At 40.4% G+C, this 19942-nt stretch carries 20 protein-coding genes and 2 pseudogenes; 18 read left to right on the top strand and 4 right to left on the bottom strand.

Features of this window, described 5'->3' with window-relative positions; translation table 11 throughout:
- The first annotated feature begins 101 nt into the window (after positions 1-101).
- The 3 genes from metG (at position 102) to FGQ53_RS03065 (ending at position 3620) form a co-directional block, all read left to right on the top strand.
- Complete coding sequence (gene metG, locus FGQ53_RS03075) at positions 102-2099, top strand: methionine--tRNA ligase (protein ID WP_138335662.1); 1998 nt, start codon at positions 102-104, stop codon at positions 2097-2099.
- Positions 2100-2480: 381 nt separating this feature from the next.
- Complete coding sequence (locus tag FGQ53_RS03070) at positions 2481-2801, top strand: PadR family transcriptional regulator (protein WP_000665422.1); 321 nt, start codon at positions 2481-2483, stop codon at positions 2799-2801.
- A 3-nt stretch (positions 2802-2804) separates the two neighbouring features.
- Positions 2805-3620, top strand: coding sequence for a hypothetical protein (locus FGQ53_RS03065; RefSeq protein WP_138335660.1), 816 nt, complete (start codon positions 2805-2807; stop codon positions 3618-3620).
- Between the two features lie 397 nt (positions 3621-4017).
- Here FGQ53_RS03065 and trhA read toward each other — a convergent pair whose 3' ends face one another.
- On the bottom strand, positions 4018-4665 hold the full coding sequence (gene trhA, locus FGQ53_RS03060; RefSeq protein ID WP_138335658.1) for a PAQR family membrane homeostasis protein TrhA: 648 nt from the start codon (positions 4663-4665) through the stop codon (positions 4018-4020).
- Complete coding sequence (locus FGQ53_RS03055) at positions 4662-5108, bottom strand: DUF1836 domain-containing protein (RefSeq protein ID WP_049524143.1); 447 nt, start codon at positions 5106-5108, stop codon at positions 4662-4664. Before FGQ53_RS03055 ends, trhA begins: the two co-directional genes overlap by 4 nt.
- A gap of 134 nt (positions 5109-5242) precedes the next feature.
- On the opposite strand from FGQ53_RS03055, the gene FGQ53_RS03050 reads away from it, so the two are divergent.
- From FGQ53_RS03050 to trxB, 7 genes are all read left to right on the top strand, one after another.
- Positions 5243-5737, top strand: coding sequence for a GNAT family N-acetyltransferase (locus FGQ53_RS03050; protein ID WP_049524144.1), 495 nt, complete (start codon positions 5243-5245; stop codon positions 5735-5737).
- Positions 5737-6246 carry a methylated-DNA--[protein]-cysteine S-methyltransferase gene (locus tag FGQ53_RS03045; protein ID WP_138335656.1) on the top strand — a complete coding sequence of 170 codons (510 nt, stop codon included), beginning with the start codon at positions 5737-5739 and terminating at the stop codon, positions 6244-6246. Before FGQ53_RS03050 ends, FGQ53_RS03045 begins: the two co-directional genes overlap by 1 nt.
- A 12-nt stretch (positions 6247-6258) precedes the next feature.
- Positions 6259-6615: an arsenate reductase family protein gene (locus tag FGQ53_RS03040; RefSeq protein WP_000889091.1), complete on the top strand. Its 357-nt coding sequence runs from the start codon at positions 6259-6261 to the stop codon at positions 6613-6615.
- A 157-nt stretch (positions 6616-6772) separates the two neighbouring features.
- A complete protein-coding gene (locus FGQ53_RS03035; RefSeq protein ID WP_138335654.1) occupies positions 6773-7573 on the top strand; it encodes an amino acid ABC transporter permease in 801 nt (266 codons plus the stop codon).
- Positions 7573-8316 carry an amino acid ABC transporter ATP-binding protein gene (locus tag FGQ53_RS03030; protein WP_000590965.1) on the top strand — a complete coding sequence of 248 codons (744 nt, stop codon included), beginning with the start codon at positions 7573-7575 and terminating at the stop codon, positions 8314-8316. The genes FGQ53_RS03035 and FGQ53_RS03030 overlap by 1 nt, the downstream gene beginning before the upstream one ends.
- A 77-nt stretch (positions 8317-8393) precedes the next feature.
- On the top strand, positions 8394-8618 hold the full coding sequence (locus FGQ53_RS03025) for a DUF4059 family protein (RefSeq protein WP_000926599.1): 225 nt from the start codon (positions 8394-8396) through the stop codon (positions 8616-8618).
- Positions 8619-8683: 65 nt separating this feature from the next.
- Positions 8684-9595: a thioredoxin-disulfide reductase gene (gene trxB, locus FGQ53_RS03020; protein WP_138335651.1), complete on the top strand. Its 912-nt coding sequence runs from the start codon at positions 8684-8686 to the stop codon at positions 9593-9595.
- Positions 9596-9708: 113 nt separating this feature from the next.
- On the opposite strand, the gene FGQ53_RS03015 is transcribed toward trxB, so the two are convergent.
- Positions 9709-9894: a hypothetical protein gene (locus FGQ53_RS03015; protein ID WP_138335649.1), complete on the bottom strand. Its 186-nt coding sequence runs from the start codon at positions 9892-9894 to the stop codon at positions 9709-9711.
- Positions 9895-10054: 160 nt separating this feature from the next.
- On the opposite strand from FGQ53_RS03015, the gene rpiA reads away from it, so the two are divergent.
- The 8 genes and pseudogenes from rpiA (at position 10055) to deoD (ending at position 19345) form a co-directional block, all read left to right on the top strand.
- Positions 10055-10738, top strand: coding sequence for a ribose-5-phosphate isomerase RpiA (gene rpiA, locus FGQ53_RS03010; RefSeq protein WP_138335647.1), 684 nt, complete (start codon positions 10055-10057; stop codon positions 10736-10738).
- Between the two features lie 13 nt (positions 10739-10751).
- Positions 10752-11963 carry a phosphopentomutase gene (locus FGQ53_RS03005; RefSeq protein ID WP_138335645.1) on the top strand — a complete coding sequence of 404 codons (1212 nt, stop codon included), beginning with the start codon at positions 10752-10754 and terminating at the stop codon, positions 11961-11963.
- 1 nt (position 11964) lies between these two features.
- Positions 11965-12522, top strand: a pseudogene (locus FGQ53_RS03000) (DUF1697 domain-containing protein).
- A complete protein-coding gene (locus FGQ53_RS02995; RefSeq protein ID WP_138335643.1) occupies positions 12522-13331 on the top strand; it encodes a purine-nucleoside phosphorylase in 810 nt (269 codons plus the stop codon). Before FGQ53_RS03000 ends, FGQ53_RS02995 begins: the two are co-directional and overlap by 1 nt.
- 329 nt (positions 13332-13660) lie before the next feature.
- Positions 13661-16408, top strand: a complete 2748-nt coding sequence (locus tag FGQ53_RS12195; protein ID WP_138335641.1) for a thiol-activated cytolysin C-terminal domain-containing protein — start codon at positions 13661-13663, stop codon at positions 16406-16408.
- A 288-nt stretch (positions 16409-16696) separates the two neighbouring features.
- A pseudogene (locus FGQ53_RS02985) lies at positions 16697-16933 on the top strand (purine-nucleoside phosphorylase); the annotation flags it as partial.
- Complete coding sequence (locus tag FGQ53_RS02980; protein WP_138335637.1) at positions 16927-18210, top strand: chloride channel protein; 1284 nt, start codon at positions 16927-16929, stop codon at positions 18208-18210. The pseudogene FGQ53_RS02985 and the gene FGQ53_RS02980, both read left to right, overlap by 7 nt.
- Positions 18211-18634: 424 nt before the next feature.
- Entirely contained in the window at positions 18635-19345 is a 711-nt protein-coding gene (gene deoD / locus FGQ53_RS02975; RefSeq protein ID WP_138335675.1) for a purine-nucleoside phosphorylase, read from the top strand.
- Between the two features lie 25 nt (positions 19346-19370).
- On the opposite strand, the gene FGQ53_RS02970 is transcribed toward deoD, so the two are convergent.
- On the bottom strand, positions 19371-19895 hold the full coding sequence (locus FGQ53_RS02970) for a DNA topology modulation protein (protein ID WP_138335635.1): 525 nt from the start codon (positions 19893-19895) through the stop codon (positions 19371-19373).
- Between the last annotated feature and the right edge of the window lie 47 nt (positions 19896-19942).

Raw genomic sequence — 19942 nt, 5'->3', positions numbered from 1 at the left:
CTATCTTGTTTTTGTATGGATTTCCCTATCGAAAATCATTAAAAATGTGATATAATGAAGTGTTAGAAAAACAGGTTTCATTTGCCTGGAAAGGAAAAATTATGTCTGAAAAGAATTTTTATATTACAACACCGATTTACTATCCATCTGGTAAACTTCATATCGGTTCTGCCTACACAACCATCGCTTGTGATGTCCTAGCTCGCTACAAACGCCTCATGGGCTACGATGTCTTTTATCTGACAGGTCTTGACGAGCATGGTCAGAAAATCCAGCAAAAAGCGGAAGAAGCTGGCATCACACCTCAAGCTTATGTTGATGGGATGGCGGTTGGAGTCAAAGAACTCTGGCAATTACTCGATATCTCATACGATAAATTCATCCGTACAACTGATGACTACCATGAAAAAGTAGTAGCGCAAGTCTTTGAACGCTTGCTTGCCCAAGATGATATCTACTTGGGTGAATACTCTGGTTGGTATTCAGTTTCAGATGAAGAATTCTTTACAGAAAGCCAGCTTGCAGAAGTTTTCCGTGACGAAGCCGGAAATGTGACTGGAGGTATCGCTCCATCAGGACATGAAGTGGAGTGGGTTTCAGAAGAGTCTTACTTCCTTCGCCTCAGCAAATACCAAGACCGCTTGGTAGAATTTTTCAAAGCTCATCCTGAGTTCATCACTCCAGATGGTCGTCTGAATGAGATGCTACGCAACTTCATCGAGCCTGGTTTGGAAGATTTGGCGGTTTCTCGTACAACCTTTACATGGGGTGTACCAGTACCATCTAATCCTAAGCACGTTGTCTACGTTTGGTTTGATGCTTTGCTCAACTATGTGACAGCTCTTGGCTACGATCAAGATGAACACGTTAACTTTGATAAGTTCTGGAACGGAACAGTCTTCCATATGGTAGGGAAAGATATTCTTCGTTTCCACTCAATCTACTGGCCAATTCTTCTTATGATGTTGGATATCAAATTGCCAGAACGTTTGATTGGTCATGGGTGGTTTGTTATGAAAGACGGAAAGATGTCTAAGTCTAAAGGAAACGTTGTCTATCCTGAAATGTTGATAGAGCGTTTTGGGCTAGATCCACTTCGTTACTACCTCATGCGTAGCCTTCCAGTTGGTTCAGACGGAACCTTCACTCCTGAAGACTATGTAGGCCGTATCAACTATGAATTGGCAAATGACCTTGGAAACCTCCTCAACCGTACGGTTTCTATGATTAATAAGTACTTTGATGGGCAAATTCCAGCCTATGTAGAGGGTGTAATAGAGTTTGACCATGCTCTTGCTGAGGTTGCAGAACAATCAATCGCTGACTACCATACACACATGGAAGCAGTTGACTACCCACGTGCTTTAGAAGCAGTCTGGACTCTTATCTCTCGTACTAACAAATACATCGATGAGACAGCTCCATGGGTCTTGGCTAAGGATGAAGCTCTTCGCGACCAATTGGCAAGTGTCATGAGCCACTTGGCAGCCAGCCTTCGTGTTGTAGCTCACTTGATTGAACCATTTATGATGGGAACCAGTCGTGCTGTATTGGCACAACTTGGTCTAGCAGAAGTTTCTAGCCTAGAAAACTTGAGCTTGGCTGATTTCCCTGAGGGTGTAACAGTAGTTGCCAAAGGAACACCAATCTTCCCACGTCTGGACATGGAAGAAGAGATTGCCTATATCAAGGAACAAATGGAAAGCAACAAACCAGCAGTCGAAAAAGAATGGAATCCAGATGAAGTTGAACTCAAACTCAACAAGGATGAAATCAAGTTCGAAGACTTTGACAAGATTGAGATCCGTGTCGCAGAAGTCAAAGAAGTGTCTAAAGTAGAAGGTTCTGATAAGTTGCTTCAATTCCGCCTAGATGCAGGTGATGGTCAAGACCGTCAAATCCTTTCAGGGATTGCCAAATACTATCCAAATGAACAAGAATTGGTCGGCAAGAAAGTACAAATTGTTGCCAACCTCAAACCACGTAAGATGATGAAAAAATATGTCAGCCAAGGGATGATTCTCTCAGCTGAACATGATGGTCAATTAACCCTTCTCACAGTTGATTCAGCTGTACCAAACGGAAGTGTGATTGGGTAAAAGTAGACAGGACTAGTTCATGCTAGTTCTGTTTTTTATTTATACTCAATGAAAATTAAAGAGCAAACTAGGAAGCTAGCCACAGGTTGCTCAAAACATGGTTTTGAGGTCGTAGATAAGACTGACGAAGTCAGTCACATATACAGTAGATTGAATCTGGAATAGTACGTTATAGCTGTTAAAATATTTCTATAAATTAATTTTATTTCCCTAATCGATTTGTTCACATCTTGTTTCAATCTACTATATATCCTAAGGCGACGCTAACGTGGTTTGAAGAGATTTTCGAAGAGTATTAACTATTATGCTTTACAAACTAGTGTAGAAGTAGTATACTATAGGTGAAGTTACTAGTAGGTATTACAAAATAAGGGAGAAGGGATGAAAGAAACTCAACTATTAAAAGGTGTTCTTGAAGGTTGTGTCTTGGATATGATTGGTCAAAAAGAGCGGTATGGTTATGAGTTGGTTCAGACTTTGCGAGAGGCTGGATTTGATACTATCGTTCCAGGAACTATTTATCCATTATTGCAAAAGTTAGAAAAAAATCAATGGATAAGAGGCGACATGCGCCCGTCGCCAGATGGTCCAGATCGGAAGTATTTTTCGTTAACCAAAGAAGGAGAAGAGCGTGTCTCGGTCTTTTGGCAACAATGGGACGATTTGAGTCAAAAAGTAGAAGGAATTAAGAATGGAGGGTAAACTATGACGAAAATGAAGTATTATGAAGAAACAAGCGCTTTGTTGCATCAGTTTTCTGAGGACAATCAGCAGTATTTTGAGGAGCTGTGGGATAGTTTTAATCTTGCTGGATTTCTCTATGATGAAGACTATCTCAGAGAGCAGATCTATTTGATGATGCGAGATTTCTCAGAAGCAGAACGAGATGGCATGAGTGCAGAGGATTATCTAGGTAAGAATCCTAAAAAAATAATGAAAGATATACTCAAGGAAGCACCACGCAGTTCTATCAAGGAGTCACTGTTGACGCCAATCCTTGTCCTAGCGATATTACGTTATTATCAACTACTAGGCGATTTCTCGAAAGGCCCTCTCTTAACAGTTAATTTGCTCACATTTTTAGGGCAACTGCTTCTTTTTCTGATTGGATTTGGACTTGTGGCTACAATCTTACGTTGGGGGCTAGTCCAAGATTCTCCTAAGATGAAAATTGGCACTTATATTGTCGTTGGAATTCTTGTTCTGCTAGTCGTTCTAGGATATGTAGGAATAGGAAGTTTCATACAAGAAGGAGTCTTAAATCTTCCGGCTCCCTGGGATAGTTTATCTGTCTTTACGATTTCCCTAGTCATCAGTATTTGGAATTGGAAAGAACCGATTTTTCGTCCCTTTAACAGTATGATTGTTGCCCACCTTATTGTAGGTTCTCTGCTTCGTTACTATGAGTGGATGGGGATTTCAAATGCTTTCCTCACAAAAATCATTCCTTTAGCTGTCCTATTTATTGGAATTTTTCTCTTTTTCCGTGGGTTTAAGAAGATAGTATGGAGTGAAATATAGTCAAAAAACCGTTGTAAAGCGGTTTTTTGTGATGTGACCATTGGTCTGTCTTGATTCGTTAGGCACGGTTCATTAACAGGTGTTTATGATTTATACTCAATGAAAATCAAAGAGCAAACTAGGAAACTAGCCGCAGGTTGCTCAAAGCACTGTTTTGAGGTTGTAGATAAGACTGACGAAGTCGGTCACATATATACGGCAAGTCGACGTTGACGAGGTTTGAAGAGATTTTCGAAGAGTATTAACTATTTTGATTTACATACTAGTAGGGAAGCAGTATCCCATAATTGACGGCACGCTAGTAGGTACTATAAAATGGACTAGAGTACTTTTTTGATTGGGTATAAAACATCATAGAGAATAAAAATAGGTTAGGATTTTTTGTCCTAACCTATTTTTACATATAATAAACAATGGCGATGTACTGGAGGGCAGATGCAGTCAGGATAAAGAGATGCCAAATCATGTGGAAATAAGGTTTTTTCTTAGCGTAAAATCCAGCTCCAACTGTATAAGAGAGTCCACCAGTTACCATAAGACTCCAGAAAATTGGCGTTGTTTGACTGATAATGGCAGGAATGATAGCCAGAACCAACCAGCCCATAATCAGGTAAAGGGCAAGGCTGAATTTCTCATTGACCTTTTTAGCAAAGATTTTATAGAGGATGCCAAAGATAGTCGTTCCCCACTGAATGGCAATGATCAGATAGCCAAACCAGTTATTCATCAAAGTCAATACGACCGGCGTATAAGAGCCTGCGATAGCCACATAAATCATAGAATGGTCGATGATTCGCAAGACGTATTTGTGGGTCGAACCATAGGCCATAGAGTGGTAAATGGTTGACGAGAGGAACATGAGAAAGAGACTGATAACAAAGATAGAAACGCCAAAAGATGATAAAAATCCATGTGCTTCATAACTATAGGTGGATGAAATAGGGAGCAAGATGAGCATGATAACGGCACCTACAGCATGGGTCACACTATTAGCAATCTCCTCTCCAAAACTGAGTTGTTTGCTGAGTTTAAGACTAGTGTTCATTGGATTACCTCCTCTTGAGTATGATGGATTAAGTCTAGAGTTTGATGATAGAGTTTAACGGTTTGGCAGCTGGTTTGGATAATGGGGTTAGCTGGGTCAATTCCTTGGTTCATGTAGTCCACAAAAGCATCGTAGAGTTGGTCTGAACTTGCTTGAGTTTGTAGAGTATTAAGTGTCTGGGCTATTTCTTGAATAGAAAATACAGACTTGAGGCTTGTGATAGCAATCAAACGGGCAATCTGTTGGCGTTGGTATTTTTTCTTGTCAGGCTTTGTCAGGTAACCATGTTTCACATAATTATTGACCATAGATGCGGTCAGGCCCTTGTCTTTATCAGGAGAGATAGGGGCGCAGACCTGATTGACATAGAGTAAAACCTGGTCCAGATAGAGGTCAATATTTGGAATTTCTGTCCATTTTGGGTAGGAAAAGGTAGTTTTCATTTCCAACTCCTCTTTATCTAGTTTCGATAACTAGATTATAAAATAATAAAAACAGAAAGTCAAGTTTTAACTGCTTGTGAAAAGGCTTAAATTATGCTATGATGGGAGAAACTAGTCAGAAATGAGGAGAAAAGATGGAGATTCGTTTAGCTTTTCCAAATGAAGTAGATACCATCATGCAGGTGATGGAAGATGCTAAAAAATGTTTAGCAGATGCTGGTAGTGACCAGTGGCAAAATGGCTATCCAAATGCTGATATTGTTATTGAAGATATTATCTCAGGTCAAGCCTATGTTGCCTTGGAAGAGGGTGAACTACTAGCTTATGCAGCTGTGACCAAGAGTCCAGAGGCAGCCTATGAAGATATTTATGAGGGAAATTGGCAAGATGGAGAGTCAGAATATCTAGTCTTTCACCGTATTGCTGTGGCAGCAGATGTGCAGGGACAAGGAGTTGCTCAAACCTTCTTAGAGGGCTTGATTGAAGGATTTGATTATCTAGATTTTCGTTCAGATACGCATGCTGAAAACAAAGCTATGCAACATATTTTTGAAAAACTCGGTTTTAAACAGGTTGGTAAGGTTCCAGTTGATGGCGAACGCTTGGCCTATCAAAAATTGAAGAAATAATGCAAAAGAAGTACGCAAAAATGCTCTATTCTTCGCCAATTGGTTCTCTTTCTCTCGTGGCTGATGACCATTATTTGTATGGAATTTGGGTACAGGAGCAAAAGCATTTTGAGAGGGGACTAGGAGATGAAACGGTAGAAGAAGCTGTTAGTCATTCCATTTTAGACCCAGTTATTGCTTGCTTAGATGCTTATTTTAAAGGCAAGCCTCAGGATTTATCCAACTTGCCCTTGGCTCCAATCGGAACGGAGTTTGAAAAGCGAGTTTGGTCCTATTTACAGGGAATTCCTTATGGTCAGACAGTGACCTATGGACAAATAGCCCAAGACCTGCAAGTGGCTTCTGCTCAAGCAATTGGAGGAGCGGTAGGACGCAATCCTTGGTCTATCCTAGTACCTTGTCATCGGGTGCCGGGAGCAGGCAAGCGTTTGACAGGCTATGCTGCAGGAGTGGAAAAGAAAGCTTGGCTCTTGGGGCATGAAGGCGCAGATTTTAAAGATATAAAATAGAAAGTGAAACATATGTTAGAATTTATCGAATACCCAAAATGTTCAACTTGTAAAAAAGCAAAACAAGAATTAAACCAACTCGGTGTGGACTACAAAGCTGTTCACATCGTGGAAGAAACACCTAGTCAAGAAGTCATTTTAAACTGGCTAGAGACCTCAGGTTTCGAGTTGAAGCAATTTTTCAACACCAGTGGAATCAAATACCGTGAATTAGGGCTGAAAGATAAGGTAGGAAGTCTATCAAACCAAGAAGCGGCTGAGTTGCTAGCAAGCGACGGTATGTTGTTAAAACGGCCCATTTTAGTAGAAAATGGAACTGTTAAGCAAATCGGTTATCGAAAAGCTTACGAAGAATTGGGATTGAAATAGTTTTTACTTATCTCTTTGATAGATAAAATATATAACCTCCCTGTTTCAAAGTATGATAAACTAGTAGGTAGACAAAGTCTGTATCTGACCGTAGCAAATAATTTCATTGACGGCAGAAGTATGGTAGAATGAATCATTATCAGGAGAGGATGTTTTTATGAATGTTACAACGATTTTAGCATCAGATTGGTACCAAAACTTGATGCAATTGATTCCGGATGGCAAGCTTTTTAGCCTGCGTTCGGTCTTTGATGGAATCCCGAGAATTGTCCAACAACTTCCAACAACGATTATGTTGACAATTGGTGGTGCCCTTTTTGGCTTGGTTTTGGCGCTGCTTTTTGCCATTGTGAAAATCAATCGTGTCAAGATTTTATATCCCTTGCAGGCCTTCTTTGTTAGTTTCTTAAAAGGGACACCGATTTTGGTGCAACTCATGTTAACCTACTACGGAATTCCTTTGGCTTTGAAAGCCCTCAATCAGCAATGGGGAACTGGTCTCAATATCAATGCTATTCCAGCCACTGCTTTTGCAATTGTTGCCTTTGCCTTTAATGAGGCAGCTTATGCCAGTGAAACCATTCGTGCAGCGATTCTCTCAGTTAATCCTGGTGAGATTGAAGCGGCACGCAGTCTGGGGATGACCCGAGCACAAGTTTATCGTCGCGTGATTATTCCAAATGCAGCAGTTGTGGCGACTCCAACCTTAATCAATTCCCTAATCGGATTGACCAAGGGAACTTCTCTAGCCTTTAGTGCGGGTGTTGTCGAAGTCTTTGCCCAAGCTCAGATTTTGGGTGGTGCCGATTACCGCTATTTTGAACGCTTTATTTCCGTTGCCCTTGTTTATTGGGTAGTCAATATCGGTATTGAAAGTCTTGGTCGTTTCATAGAGAGAAAAATGGCTATTTCTGCACCTGATACAGTGCAAACAGATGTGAAAGGAGACCTTCGTTAATGATTAAGATTTCGAATTTAAGCAAATCCTTTTCAGGACAGACTGTCTTGGATCATCTGGACTTGGATATTCAAAAAGGGGAAGTCGTAGCCTTGATTGGTTCTTCGGGAGCTGGAAAATCAACCTTCCTTCGTAGTCTCAATTATCTTGAAACACCTGACAGTGGCTCTATTCAGATTGATGATTTCTCAGTTGATTTTTCTAAAATCACTCAAGAAGAAATCCTTGCCCTACGCCGTAAGCTGTCTATGGTTTTCCAACAGTTTAATTTGTTTGAACGCCGAACAGCACTTGATAATGTGAAAGAAGGCTTGGTTGTTGTCAAGAAATTATCCGACCAAGAAGCGACTAAGATTGCCAAGGAAGAGTTGGCTAAGGTTGGGCTTTCTGACCGTGAGAACCATTATCCTCGACATTTATCAGGTGGACAAAAGCAACGGGTTGCCTTAGCGCGTGCGCTCGCTATGAAACCAGATGTCTTGCTCTTAGACGAACCAACTTCAGCCCTTGATCCAGAATTGGTCGGTGAAGTAGAAAAGTCTATTGCAGATGCTGCTAAGTCAGGTCAGACCATGATTTTGGTCAGTCATGACATGTCCTTTGTAGCCCAAGTGGCTGATAAGATTCTCTTCTTAGATAAGGGGAAAATCATCGAGTCTGGAACACCGGATGAGATTATCCACCATCCAAAAGAAGAGCGGACAAAAGAATTTTTCGCTAGTTACAAACGGACTTATATTTGATATAATAGATAAAGGAAAACTCAGTTAGCTGGACTAGCTGAGTTTACTCTTTAAAAAAGATAGAAATGAGAGAAAGCATGCTACTGCAACTATTTTCTTTATATTTCGAGAGTTTAATCTTGACCACCATCCTTGTCCTGATTTTTTTAGGGATTTGGATTGGACTGAGAGCCATGTCGGGAGTTGATAAGACAGCCAAGGCTCGCCAAGCCCATCTCTATGATATGATTATGATTGGGGTCTTGGTTGTTCCAGTATTATCCTTTGCGGTTATGAGTTTAATTCTTGTTTTCAAAGCATAATCCTTGCTTGATTGACAAGAAAGAGTTAGAATAAAGATAGTTACAACAAGAAAGAAGGAAACTATATGTACGATACTATTATTATCGGTGCTGGACCTGCAGGTATGACTGCAGCCTTGTATGCTGCTCGAAGCAATTTGAAAGTAGGCTTGATTGAAGGTGGTCTGCCAGGTGGTCAGATGAATAATACATCTGATATTGAAAATTACCCTGGATACGCTAATATTAGTGGGCCAGAATTGGCAGAAAAGATGTTTGAACCGCTTGAAAATCTTGGTGTTGAGCACATTTATGGTTATGTTGAAAATGTCGAAGACCATGGTGATTTTAAGAAAGTGACGACTGATGACCAAACGTATGAAACACGTACAGTCATCGTGGCGACTGGCTCTAAACACCGTCCTTTGGGAGTACCTGGAGAAGAAGAACTGAATAGTCGTGGTGTTTCATACTGTGCCGTGTGTGATGGTGCCTTCTTCCGTGACCAAGATTTGTTGGTAGTTGGTGGCGGAGATTCGGCTGTTGAAGAAGCCCTCTTCTTGACTCGTTTTGCTAAGACTGTTACCATTGTTCACCGTCGTGACCAACTTCGTGCTCAAAAGGTTTTACAAGATCGCGCCTTTGCTAATGAGAAAGTCAGCTTTATCTGGGATTCTGTAGTGAAGGTAATCAAGGGTAAAAACAGAGTAGAATCTGTCGTTTTTGAAAATGTGAAAACAGGTCAAGTGACAGAGCAAGCCTTCGGTGGTGTCTTTATCTATGTTGGTTTGGATCCTGTTAGTGATTTTGTTAAAGAATTGAATATCCAAGATCAGGCTGGCTGGATTGTGACAGACAACCACATGAAGACTGCAGTTGATGGTATCTTTGCAGTTGGAGATGTTCGCTTGAAAGACCTTCGCCAAGTAACAACAGCAGTTGGAGATGGCGCTATTGCTGGTCAAGAAGCCTACAAGTTTATCACAGAACATAGTTAATCATAAAAAACGCATAGCATCAGATTTACAAAAAATTTGACACTATGCGTTTTATTGTGGGAAAATTAATTTCATTTTCTTCTGAAATTGAGTTTCGTCAGCCTCTTATATTTTTAGAAAAATCCTTTAATCTTGCTAACGAGGCCATCTGGACCTTCTGAACCAGAAATCAACTGCTGAGCTTGAGAGAAGTATTCTCCAAGTTGTTCTTGATTTTCTGCAACAAATGTTTTAGCAGCTTCGAAATCTTTTGTTTCGCTTAACTCTTTTACTTGATTAAACAAATCTAATGGGTTCATCTTATTTCTCCTTTTCTGTACTTACCTATTTAACCATCTTTATGATAAAAAATCAACTCTAGCAAGATTTCTTCGAGAATGGTTATCGGTTTCAATTTTCAGATGAATATTAAGCCGTTACATGGTATAATAGAAGTAGCTCTTTAATGGAGGTGTTTGAGTGGAAAATCTGAAAAAAATGGCAGGTATCAAGGCTGCTGAGTTTGTGAGCGATGGAATGGTCGTTGGACTTGGGACAGGTTCAACTGCCTATTATTTTGTCGAAGAAATCGGTCGTCGTATCAAGGAAGAAGGACTGCAGATTACAGCTGTAACGACTTCTAGTGTGACCAGTAAGCAGGCTGAAGGCCTTAATATCCCGCTCAAGTCTATTGACCAAGTAGACTTGGTTGATGTGACGGTTGACGGAGCGGATGAAGTGGATAGTCAGTTTAATGGAATCAAAGGCGGTGGTGGTGCTCTTCTCATGGAGAAGGTTGTCGCAACACCCTCAAAAGAATATATTTGGGTGGTTGATGAAAGCAAACTGGTCGAGAAACTGGGTGCTTTTAAATTGCCTGTAGAAGTGGTTCAGTATGGTGCAGAGCAGGTCTTTCGTCGTTTTGAGCGAGCTGGCTACAAACCAAGCTTCCGTGAAAAAGACGGCCAACGTTTTGTGACGGATATGCAGAACTTTATCATTGATCTTGCCTTGGATGTCATCGAGGATCCAATTACCTTTGGACAAGAATTAGACCATATCGTTGGTGTCGTGGAGCACGGCTTATTCAACCAAATGGTGGATAAGGTAATCGTTGCTGGACAAGATGGCGTTCAGATTTTAACCTCAAGAAAAGAAAAATAGAAGGGGGCATAAGATGTCTAAATTTAATCGTATTCACTTGGTAGTACTAGATTCTGTGGGAATCGGTGCTGCACCAGATGCCAATAACTTTGTCAATGCAGGGGTTCCAGATGGTGCCTCTGACACACTGGGACACATTTCCAAAACCGTTGGTTTGAATGTGCCAAACATGGCTAAAATCGGTCTTGGAAATATTCCTCGTGAAACTCCTCTTAAGACTGTACCAGCTGAAAGCAATCCAACTGGATATGCAACAAAATTAGAGGAAGTATCTCTTGGTAAGGATACTATGACTGGACACTGGGAAATCATGGGACTCAACATTACTGAACCTTTCGATACTTTCTGGAACGGATTCCCAGAAGAAATCTTGACAAAAATCGAAGAATTTTCAGGACGAAAGGTCATTCGTGAAGCCAATAAACCTTACTCAGGTACAGCTGTTATCGATGATTTTGGACCTCGTCAGATGGAAACTGGGGAGTTGATTATCTATACTTCAGCTGACCCTGTTTTGCAGATTGCTGCCCACGAAGACATCATTCCTTTGGATGAATTGTACCGTATTTGTGAATACGCTCGTTCGATTACCCTTGAGCGCCCAGCCCTTTTAGGACGTATCATTGCCCGTCCTTATGTAGGTGAACCAGGTAACTTCACTCGTACGGCAAACCGTCGTGACTTGGCTGTATCTCCATTTGCACCGACTGTTTTGGATAAATTGAACGAAGCAGGTATTGATACTTATGCTGTTGGTAAAATCAATGATATCTTTAACGGTGCTGGTATCAACCATGACATGGGTCACAACAAGTCAAACAGCCATGGAATTGATACACTATTGAAGACCATGGGTCTTGCTGAGTTTGAAAAAGGATTCTCATTCACAAACTTGGTGGACTTTGATGCTCTTTACGGCCACCGTCGTAATGCTCACGGTTACCGTGATTGTTTGCATGAGTTTGATGAACGCTTGCCTGAAATTATCGCAGCCATGAGAGAGAACGACCTTCTCTTGATTACTGCGGACCATGGAAATGACCCAACGTATGCAGGAACAGACCACACTCGTGAATATATTCCATTGTTAGCCTACAGCCCTGCTTTTAAAGGAAATGGGATCCTCCCTGTCGGACATTTTGCAGATATCTCAGCGACTGTTGCCGATAACTTTGGCGTGGAAACTGCCATGATTGGGGAAAGTTTCTTAGATAAATTGGTATAAGATGGCGCGCTATGCTTTACTGGTGAGAGGCATTAATGTTGGTGGTAAGAATAAGGTCGCCATGGCGGAGCTTCGTCAAGAATTGACCGAGTTGGGACTGGGAAAGGTTGAAAGCTACATCAACAGTGGTAATATTTTCTTTACTGCGACAGATTCAAAAGCCCGATTGGTAGAAAAATTAGAAACTTTCTTTGAAGTACATTATCCATTTATTCAGACCTTTTCTTTGCTGAATCTAGAGGAGTTTGAAGCGGAATTTGAAAATCTGCCTGAATGGTGGACCAGAGATTTGGCACGAAAGGATGTCCTCTTTTACACTGAGGGCTTGGATGTGGTTCAAGTCATTGAGAAAGTTGAAAGTTTATAACTGAAAGATGAAATGCTTCATTTTGGAAAACTAGGTATTTTCTGGGGGAAATTCTCTGAAGATTCCTACTATGCAACTGCCTATCACAAGTACTTGCTCAAGATGCCTTTTTATCGTCACATCACCATTCGAAATGCAAAAACCTTTGACAAAATAGGTCAAATGCTAAAAAATAATAAAGGAGATGTATAATGACATTTTTAGATAAGATCAAGGAAACAGCTGCTTTCCTGAAAGAAAAGGGAATCCAAGCGCCTGAGTTTGGTTTAATCCTTGGATCAGGACTTGGAGAATTGGCAGAAGAAATTGAAAATCCGGTTGTAGTAGACTATGCTGACATTCCAAACTGGGGCCGTTCAACAGTAGTCGGTCACGCTGGTAAATTGGTATATGGTGAACTTGCAGGGCGCAAGGTCTTGGCTCTTCAAGGTCGTTTCCATTTCTACGAGGGCAATCCTCTGGAAGTCGTGACTTTCCCAGTTCGTGTCATGAAAGTTCTTGGATGTGAAGGTGTTATTGTAACCAATGCAGCTGGTGGTATTGGTTATGGTCCTGGTACTTTGATGGCTATCTCAGACCATATCAATATGACGGGGCAAAACCCATTAATGGGTGAAAACTTGGATGATTTTGGTCCACGTTTCCCAGATATGTCTAAAGCCTACACACCAGAATACCGTGCAACTGCCCATGAAGTGGCCCAAAAACTTGGTATCAAGCTTGATGAAGGTGTCTATATCGGTGTAACTGGTCCGACTTATGAAACACCAGCAGAAATTCGCGCCTATAAGACACTGGGAGCAGATGCAGTTGGTATGTCGACTGTTCCCGAAGTTATTGTGGCAGCCCACTCAGGTTTGAAAGTTCTCGGTATTTCATGTATTACTAACCATGCTGCAGGCTTCCAAGAAGAACTTAACCACGAAGAAGTTGTAGAAGTGACTGAACGTGTTAAAGGCGACTTCAAAGGCTTGCTTAAAGCGATTCTTGCTGAATTGTAAGAAAAAAGATTTAAAAGGGGGAATGCCTCTACCTTTTCATGATTGACTACCTATCAGGGTCAACGAAGAAATATAAGTATACTATGAGGTTCTTTCTGCTCTTATAACTGAAAGAAGCGGAAGAATAGATATGTTTGCGTCTGATAGTTAGCATTGTGAAAGACAAGAATCTAGGATGCTGGGATTAGCTTCCTACGCCAAGCAGACTAGTTATGATAAGGAAAGATAATAATGAATTTACTTTCTGAATTTCTCAGTCTTATCATATATAGCACAATGAGATTTTGCTTGAGTCTGCTTACAATAAACGAAAAGAAAGATAAGAAATAATGAAAATCGGTCAACGAATTATGCGTTTTGGCATAAAAAAATTAAGTATCGGAGTTGTATCTGTTGCAGTCGGCTTCGCATTTCTAGCTCCAGCTGGAATTTCAGCCAATGAACTAAAGCAAGATGTAACATCTGAAGTGGCAACAAGAGTGCTAGATTCTAAGGAGGAATTGAGAGAGCCGGAAAATGTTGCTCCAAAACTAGAAACTCCCCTTACAGAGGAGTCAAGACTAGCTCCTCAAACGCTTCCGGAAGCAAGTGAAGTTCTTGAAAACAAAAGGGAAGAGTCAAAAGTGGAGATAACAGAGCCAGCTCAAGACTCACCTATTCATGCTCCTGTAGAAGAAACTAAAGAAGAAGTTGTGACAGAAAAACCAACAAATACTCGTTCTTTAACAGCAGAAGATTTGGTGAAGATTTCCAAAGGGGAATTGCATTTAGAAAATGATTTGATTGATGAATCTCTCTATGGTGAAAAAGTTCTTGATTTGGAAGGGGATGATGACCAAGATGGCATCAAAAACAAAGATGAACTTTATGTTTACAACAAAGATGGTAAGGATTATCTAGGATATAACAGTCATCCCTTGCTAGCAGATAGTGATGGGGATGGTTTGGCAGATGGAGAAGATGACAATAAGAAAGAATGGTATGTCACAGACCGTGATTCTCTTCTCTTTATGGAGTTAGCCTATCGAGACGATGATTATATTGAGAAAATTTTAGATCATAAGAATCCTTTCCCTAGTCTCTATCTTGACCGTCAAGAATACAAACTCATGCACAATGAATTGGCTCCTTTCTGGAAGATGAAAAAAGCCTACCATACAGATAGTGGCTTGGATGCTTTCTTATTTGAGACCAAGAGCGACCTTCCTTATCTCAAAGATGGAACGGTGCACATGTTGGCTATTCGTGGAACGCGAGTTAATGACGCCAAGGACTTAAGTGCAGATTTGGTTTTATTAGGTGGAAATAAACCAGCTCAAGCGGATGATATCCGCAAGGTTGTTGGGGAATTAGCCAAGGATACAAGTATTACCAAGTTGTATATGACAGGTCATTCTCTTGGAGGCTACCTAGCTCAGATTGCAGCGGTTGAAGCTTACCAAAAATATCCTGATTTTTATAACCATGTATTACGGAAAGTGACGACTTTCAGTGCTCCTAAAGTGATTACTTCCAGAACGGTTTGGAATGCTAAGAATGGTTTCTGGGATGTTGGTTTGGAAAGCCGTAAATTAGCTGTTAGCGGAAAAATTAAGCATTATGTGGTTGATAATGATAATGTTGTGACTCCCTTGATTCATAATGATCGTGATATTGTTACATTTACAGGTAATTCACGCTTTAAACACCGTTCTCGTGGCTATTTTGAAAGTCGAATGAATGATATTCCTAACTTTAATATTGGTAAACGAGCTACCTTGGATAAACATGGTTATCGTGATCCGAAATTGGATAAAGTGCGATTCTTTAAGAAACAGGCTCTGCCTCAGTCTTCTAGTCAACCAAGTGCTGAACCAATGGAAAATATTGCCTTAGGAAAACAGGTTACTCAAAGTTCGACAGCTTTCGGAGGAGATGCTAGAAGAGCTGTGGATGGCAAAGTTGATGGTAACTATGGTCACAATTCTGTCACTCATACCAACTTCCAATCTAAGCCTTGGTGGCAAGTAGATTTGGCTAAAGAAGAAACCATTCGCCAAATCAATATTTACAACCGCACAGACACTGCCCAAGATAGATTGGCAAACTTTGATGTCATTCTTTTAGATAGTTTTGGTAAAGAAATTGAGAGAAAACGAATAACATCTCTTAAAGATGTGTCAGCACAAATTGCGATTAACCATAAAAAAGCGCGCTATGTTCGGATTGAGCTAGAAGGCTATAATGCCCTCAGTCTTGCAGAAGTCCAAGTATACCGTGCTGAGAATATCGCTTGGAAAAAACAAGCTAAGCAAAGTTCTACTGATTTTGGTGGAGATGCTAGTCGTGCCTTGGATGGCAATACCAATAGTAGTTATAGCCAGCAATCAATTACCCATACAAAATTTGAAAACCAGCCTTGGTGGGAGGTTGATTTAGGTCGTACGGAACAGGTTGGGCTTGTCCGACTTCATAACCGTGGGGATGGAGAACTTTCTAAAAGTCTGTCAGACTTTGATGTGATTTTGTATGATGAAAAAGGAACAGAAGTTGCTAGACAGTATGTTTCTAAACTTGACGGAACGAGCTTGGATGTTCAATTAAATGGGAAATTGGGACGCCGTGTTCGTGTGCAACTACGTAAGAACAATCAAGCCCTCAGTCTTGCAGAAGTAGAAGTTTTCCGCTTTATAGCTACGAATGGTGAGACAGCGACACAAGTTTCTAAACCAGTCCAACCAATCAGCCAGACTCCTGCAAAAGATAAGACACTAACTATTCAACATAGTGGAGCTTACATTGCACGTTACTCAATATCGTGGGAAGAAGTCACAGTAGACAAAGATGGAAACCAAGTTGTTCGTAGTCGTTCTTGGGAAGGAAACGGTCGCAACCAGACTGCAGGTTTTGTCCTCAACCTCCCAATCAAAGAAAATATGAGAAATCTGCGAATTAAGATTGAGAAAAAGACAGGTCTACTATGGAATAGATGGCAAACAATCTATGAAAACAGACCTCTCCTTGCCCAACCACATCGAAAAATCACTCATTGGGGAACAACGCTAAATTCTAAGATTTCTGATGACGATGTCTTGTAATCTGATGATACAATGACAGTTAGATAATTTAGTTTATAAGATAACTACCTGAGCTCGAATAGGACTCAGGTAGCTCTCTGTGAAAGAACAAAATTAATACTCAATGAAAATCAAAGAGCAAACTAGGAAACTAGCCGCAGGCTGCTCAAAGCACTGCTTTGAGGTTGTAGATATAACTGACGAAGTCAGTAACATATATACGGCAAGGCGACGTTGACGTGGTTTGAAGAGATTTTCGAAGAGTATAAACAGAAAGGTAGAGCGCGTGTTCTAATTTGAAAACGAGTAGAAATTCGTACCTATAAGATGCTTGGAACAGATGTGATCGGAATGTCAACTGCTCCTGAAGTTATTGTTGTAGTTTACTCAGCTTTGAAAGTTCTAGGAATTTTATGTATTACTAACTATACTACTGGTTTCAAAGAAGAGATTAACCACGAAGAGGTTATAGAAGTGACTGAGTGTGTTAAAGGTGATTTTAAAGGCTTACTTAAAGCCGTTTTTGCTGAATTATTACTATGTTAAAAGAATTGAGGAGTATTTTTCAGAAAATCCCTTATAATCTTAAATTATTCCTAGCAGTCATTTTGCAAGGAATAGTTTCAGGTTTATCTGGTATTTTTCTACATTATCTTTTAAAGATGATAGAGGGGATAGCTTTTGGTCAATCAGAGCATCAAACTGTATTCTTGACAGATGGAGTTTCCTCATCGCGGATAGGATTAAGTTTAATAATTGTGGGTCTTGGCTCATCCTTGGTCTGGTATTTCTTGCAAAAAAAATCACAGATTTTTTCCATTAAAGCGCAGATGAAGGATGAGACTTCACAATACAAACTTCATTTTTTAAAACAGCTATTTCATTCAATTTGGCAAATTATTGCAGTTGGAGGGGGAGCCCCTATTGGTAAAGAAGCTGCGCCACGAGAGATAGGAACTCTATTTGCAGGACCAATTGGAAAAATATGTTCTCTCTCTAAGAAGGATCAAATCTTTCTCCTTGCTTGTGGTGCGGGTGCTGGTTTAGCAGCTGTCTATCAGGTTCCATTAACAAGTGTCTTCTTTGTTTTTGAAACTCTAGGAATTGCTCTATCTATTAAACGAGTTGTCTTAGTCGGTTTGACTACCTATGTATCAACCTATACAGCAGGCTTGGTTATTTCAGATCATGCTCTCTACCAGATTCCAGCCATCGCATGGTCATTAAAGGAAATGTGGGTTATTCCCTTATTACTTCTTTTCTTAACCCCACTAGCTTGGCTTTTTGGTCGCTTAAGTAAAGAAGTGTCTTCAAACAGGATAAAAGATAAACGAATACTTCTCACATTGCCTACAGCTTTTCTTTTTCTTGCTGGGTGGGCAAGTTATTTTCCACATCTACTTGGAAATGGACGTATAATGGCTCAGGAAGTATTGAATGGTAGCAATGGCAAAACAGTATTCCTCTTGTTTACCCTAAAAGCACTGGTCGTTCTTATTACTCTGTGGGCAGGGGCCTATGGTGGTACACTTACGCCATCTTTTGCCTTGGGGATGGCTGGCGCTGCTCTCTTTGGAATGATTCTAGGTGGGGATAACCAGTCAAGCATTTTGCTTTTGGGATCGGTTTGCTTTTTGTCTGTGACCTTGAGGGCGCCCTGGTCTGCAACTGGATTAGTAATAGGCTTCACTGGGCTAGCTTTAGATTCTCTTCCCTATCTCTTAGTAACAGCTGTTTTAGCCTATGAATTTGCGAAAATATTAGACCGTTTTTCTTGGGCTAACATACTGTGTCAGAAGTCAAAGAATAGAGTAATAAGATAGAGAACGACCGTTTCTTCTAATCAAAGATTTATCTTAAAAGATTAAAAACTATTGTCAATTTATCAATAACTGTTTAAAAAAATGTAGTAGTCTTATCGGAGCCATGATTGAATCCGATTTTTCCTAGCTATGAAATATACAAAAAAGAAAGGTAGAGCGTGTGTTTTGATTTGAACACGAGCGGAAAACTCGGAAAATAGATAATCTGACTGAGAAATCAGGATTTCTCGTCAGATTCCTAATTTTCAGTCGTTTTCTTTTCGCTCTTTAATCTTCATAAAATAAAGAAAGGATGGGTTAACTGTATTCATTGAACTGAATACGGGCGGAGAACTGTGTAAAAAAGATAAACTGTCTAGCATCTGAGATGCTTCGCCAGTTTCCTATTTTTACTTTGTTCTCTGTCGCCCTTTATATCTTAACTATGTCTATCCATATTGCTGCTCAGCAGGGTGAAATTGCTGATAAAATTCTTCTTCCTGGGGATCCTCTTCGTGCTAAGTTTATTGCGGAGAATTTCCTTGAAGATGCTGTTTGTTTTAACGAAGTGCGTAACATGTTTGGTTACACGGGTACTTACAAGGGCCACCGTGTATCTGTCATGGGAACTGGGATGGGGATGCCATCGATTTCGATTTATGCGCGTGAGTTGATTGTTGACTACGGTGTGAAAAAATTGATCCGTGTGGGAACAGCAGGTTCATTGAATGAAGATGTTCACGTCCGTGAATTGGTTTTGGCGCAGGCAGCTGCAACCAACTCAAACATCGTCCGTAATGACTGGCCACAGTACGATTTTCCACAAATCGCTAGTTTTGATTTGCTAGATAAGGCCTACCATATTGCCAAAGAACTTGGTATGACAACCCACGTTGGGAACGTTTTGTCTTCTGATGTCTTTTATTCAAACTACTTTGAAAAGAACATCGAGCTTGGTAAATGGGGAGTCAAGGCTGTGGAAATGGAAGCAGCAGCGCTTTACTATCTTGCTGCCCAACACCATGTTGATGCACTAGCTATCATGACAATCTCTGATAGCTTGGTCAATCCAGATGAAGATACAACCGCAGAAGAACGCCAAAATACCTTCACCAATATGATGAAGGTTGGTTTGGAAACCTTGATTGCAGACTAATTATAGCCAAAAAGGAAGCCCTTCTTTATGAATTGGAGGACTTCCTTTTCTTATCTAGAAACTGATCTAGCTCTCTTTGATTTCGAAGAATAGTGATTTTATGTGAGTATTCTTGGAGAAGTTTTTGGTAATTTTCTTTTTGAGCTTTAGTGCGCCCATCCCAGAGAATCCATCTGATAAATTCCCAATTAAATTGTTCTTGACAACCTTCTGCCATACTTTCTCTGACTTTGCCTCGGTATTTGAGATAACGTTTAAAGGCTCGAAATAGACAAGTCCATGGTGAAAAATTGAGAAAGATGATTTGGTCAGCTTCCTGCATTCTTTCCTCATAGAAACACCAAGAATAATTCCCATCAATGACCCAAGCTTCATGCTTTGTGAGAAAGTTTTTCATCTGGGTCAACATCCATTCGCGATCACTGTCTTGCCAACCAGGTTGAAATTGAAGTGTGTCCATGTGAAGTTTTGGGATGGAGTAGTAGTGAGACAACTTTTCTGCTAGAGTTGACTTACCTGCACCAGAATATCCGATAATTGCGATTTTCATTTTCTACCTTTTCCTATTTGAGGACAAAAAAACAGCCTCTATGGACT

The organism is Streptococcus mitis (assembly GCF_005844455.1).
Taxonomy (GTDB): Bacteria; Bacillota; Bacilli; order Lactobacillales; family Streptococcaceae; genus Streptococcus; species Streptococcus mitis_BF.
Note: the sequence above shows the minus strand (reverse complement) of the source record. Positions and strands in the feature narration are given on the sequence as shown.

Bases quoted from the DNA above. Each gene is read 5' to 3' on its own strand.
- FGQ53_RS02980 (WP_138335637.1), top strand. From the start codon at position 16,927: ATGTTAAAAGAATTGAGGAGTATTTTTCAGAAAATCCCTTATAATCTT.
- deoD (WP_138335675.1), top strand. From the start codon at position 18,635: ATGTCTATCCATATTGCTGCTCAGCAGGGTGAAATTGCTGATAAAATT.
- FGQ53_RS12195 (WP_138335641.1), top strand. From the start codon at position 13,661: ATGAAAATCGGTCAACGAATTATGCGTTTTGGCATAAAAAAATTAAGT.
- FGQ53_RS02970 (WP_138335635.1), bottom strand. From the start codon at position 19,895: ATGAAAATCGCAATTATCGGATATTCTGGTGCAGGTAAGTCAACTCTA.
- FGQ53_RS03050 (WP_049524144.1), top strand. From the start codon at position 5,243: ATGGAGATTCGTTTAGCTTTTCCAAATGAAGTAGATACCATCATGCAG.
- FGQ53_RS03055 (WP_049524143.1), bottom strand. From the start codon at position 5,108: ATGAAAACTACCTTTTCCTACCCAAAATGGACAGAAATTCCAAATATT.
- FGQ53_RS03030 (WP_000590965.1), top strand. From the start codon at position 7,573: ATGATTAAGATTTCGAATTTAAGCAAATCCTTTTCAGGACAGACTGTC.
- FGQ53_RS03040 (WP_000889091.1), top strand. From the start codon at position 6,259: ATGTTAGAATTTATCGAATACCCAAAATGTTCAACTTGTAAAAAAGCA.
- trhA (WP_138335658.1), bottom strand. From the start codon at position 4,665: ATGAACACTAGTCTTAAACTCAGCAAACAACTCAGTTTTGGAGAGGAG.
- FGQ53_RS03045 (WP_138335656.1), top strand. From the start codon at position 5,737: ATGCAAAAGAAGTACGCAAAAATGCTCTATTCTTCGCCAATTGGTTCT.
- FGQ53_RS03065 (WP_138335660.1), top strand. From the start codon at position 2,805: ATGACGAAAATGAAGTATTATGAAGAAACAAGCGCTTTGTTGCATCAG.
- trxB (WP_138335651.1), top strand. From the start codon at position 8,684: ATGTACGATACTATTATTATCGGTGCTGGACCTGCAGGTATGACTGCA.
- FGQ53_RS02995 (WP_138335643.1), top strand. From the start codon at position 12,522: ATGACATTTTTAGATAAGATCAAGGAAACAGCTGCTTTCCTGAAAGAA.
- FGQ53_RS03035 (WP_138335654.1), top strand. From the start codon at position 6,773: ATGAATGTTACAACGATTTTAGCATCAGATTGGTACCAAAACTTGATG.
- metG (WP_138335662.1), top strand. From the start codon at position 102: ATGTCTGAAAAGAATTTTTATATTACAACACCGATTTACTATCCATCT.
- FGQ53_RS03005 (WP_138335645.1), top strand. From the start codon at position 10,752: ATGTCTAAATTTAATCGTATTCACTTGGTAGTACTAGATTCTGTGGGA.
- FGQ53_RS03070 (WP_000665422.1), top strand. From the start codon at position 2,481: ATGAAAGAAACTCAACTATTAAAAGGTGTTCTTGAAGGTTGTGTCTTG.
- FGQ53_RS03015 (WP_138335649.1), bottom strand. From the start codon at position 9,894: ATGAACCCATTAGATTTGTTTAATCAAGTAAAAGAGTTAAGCGAAACA.
- FGQ53_RS03025 (WP_000926599.1), top strand. From the start codon at position 8,394: ATGCTACTGCAACTATTTTCTTTATATTTCGAGAGTTTAATCTTGACC.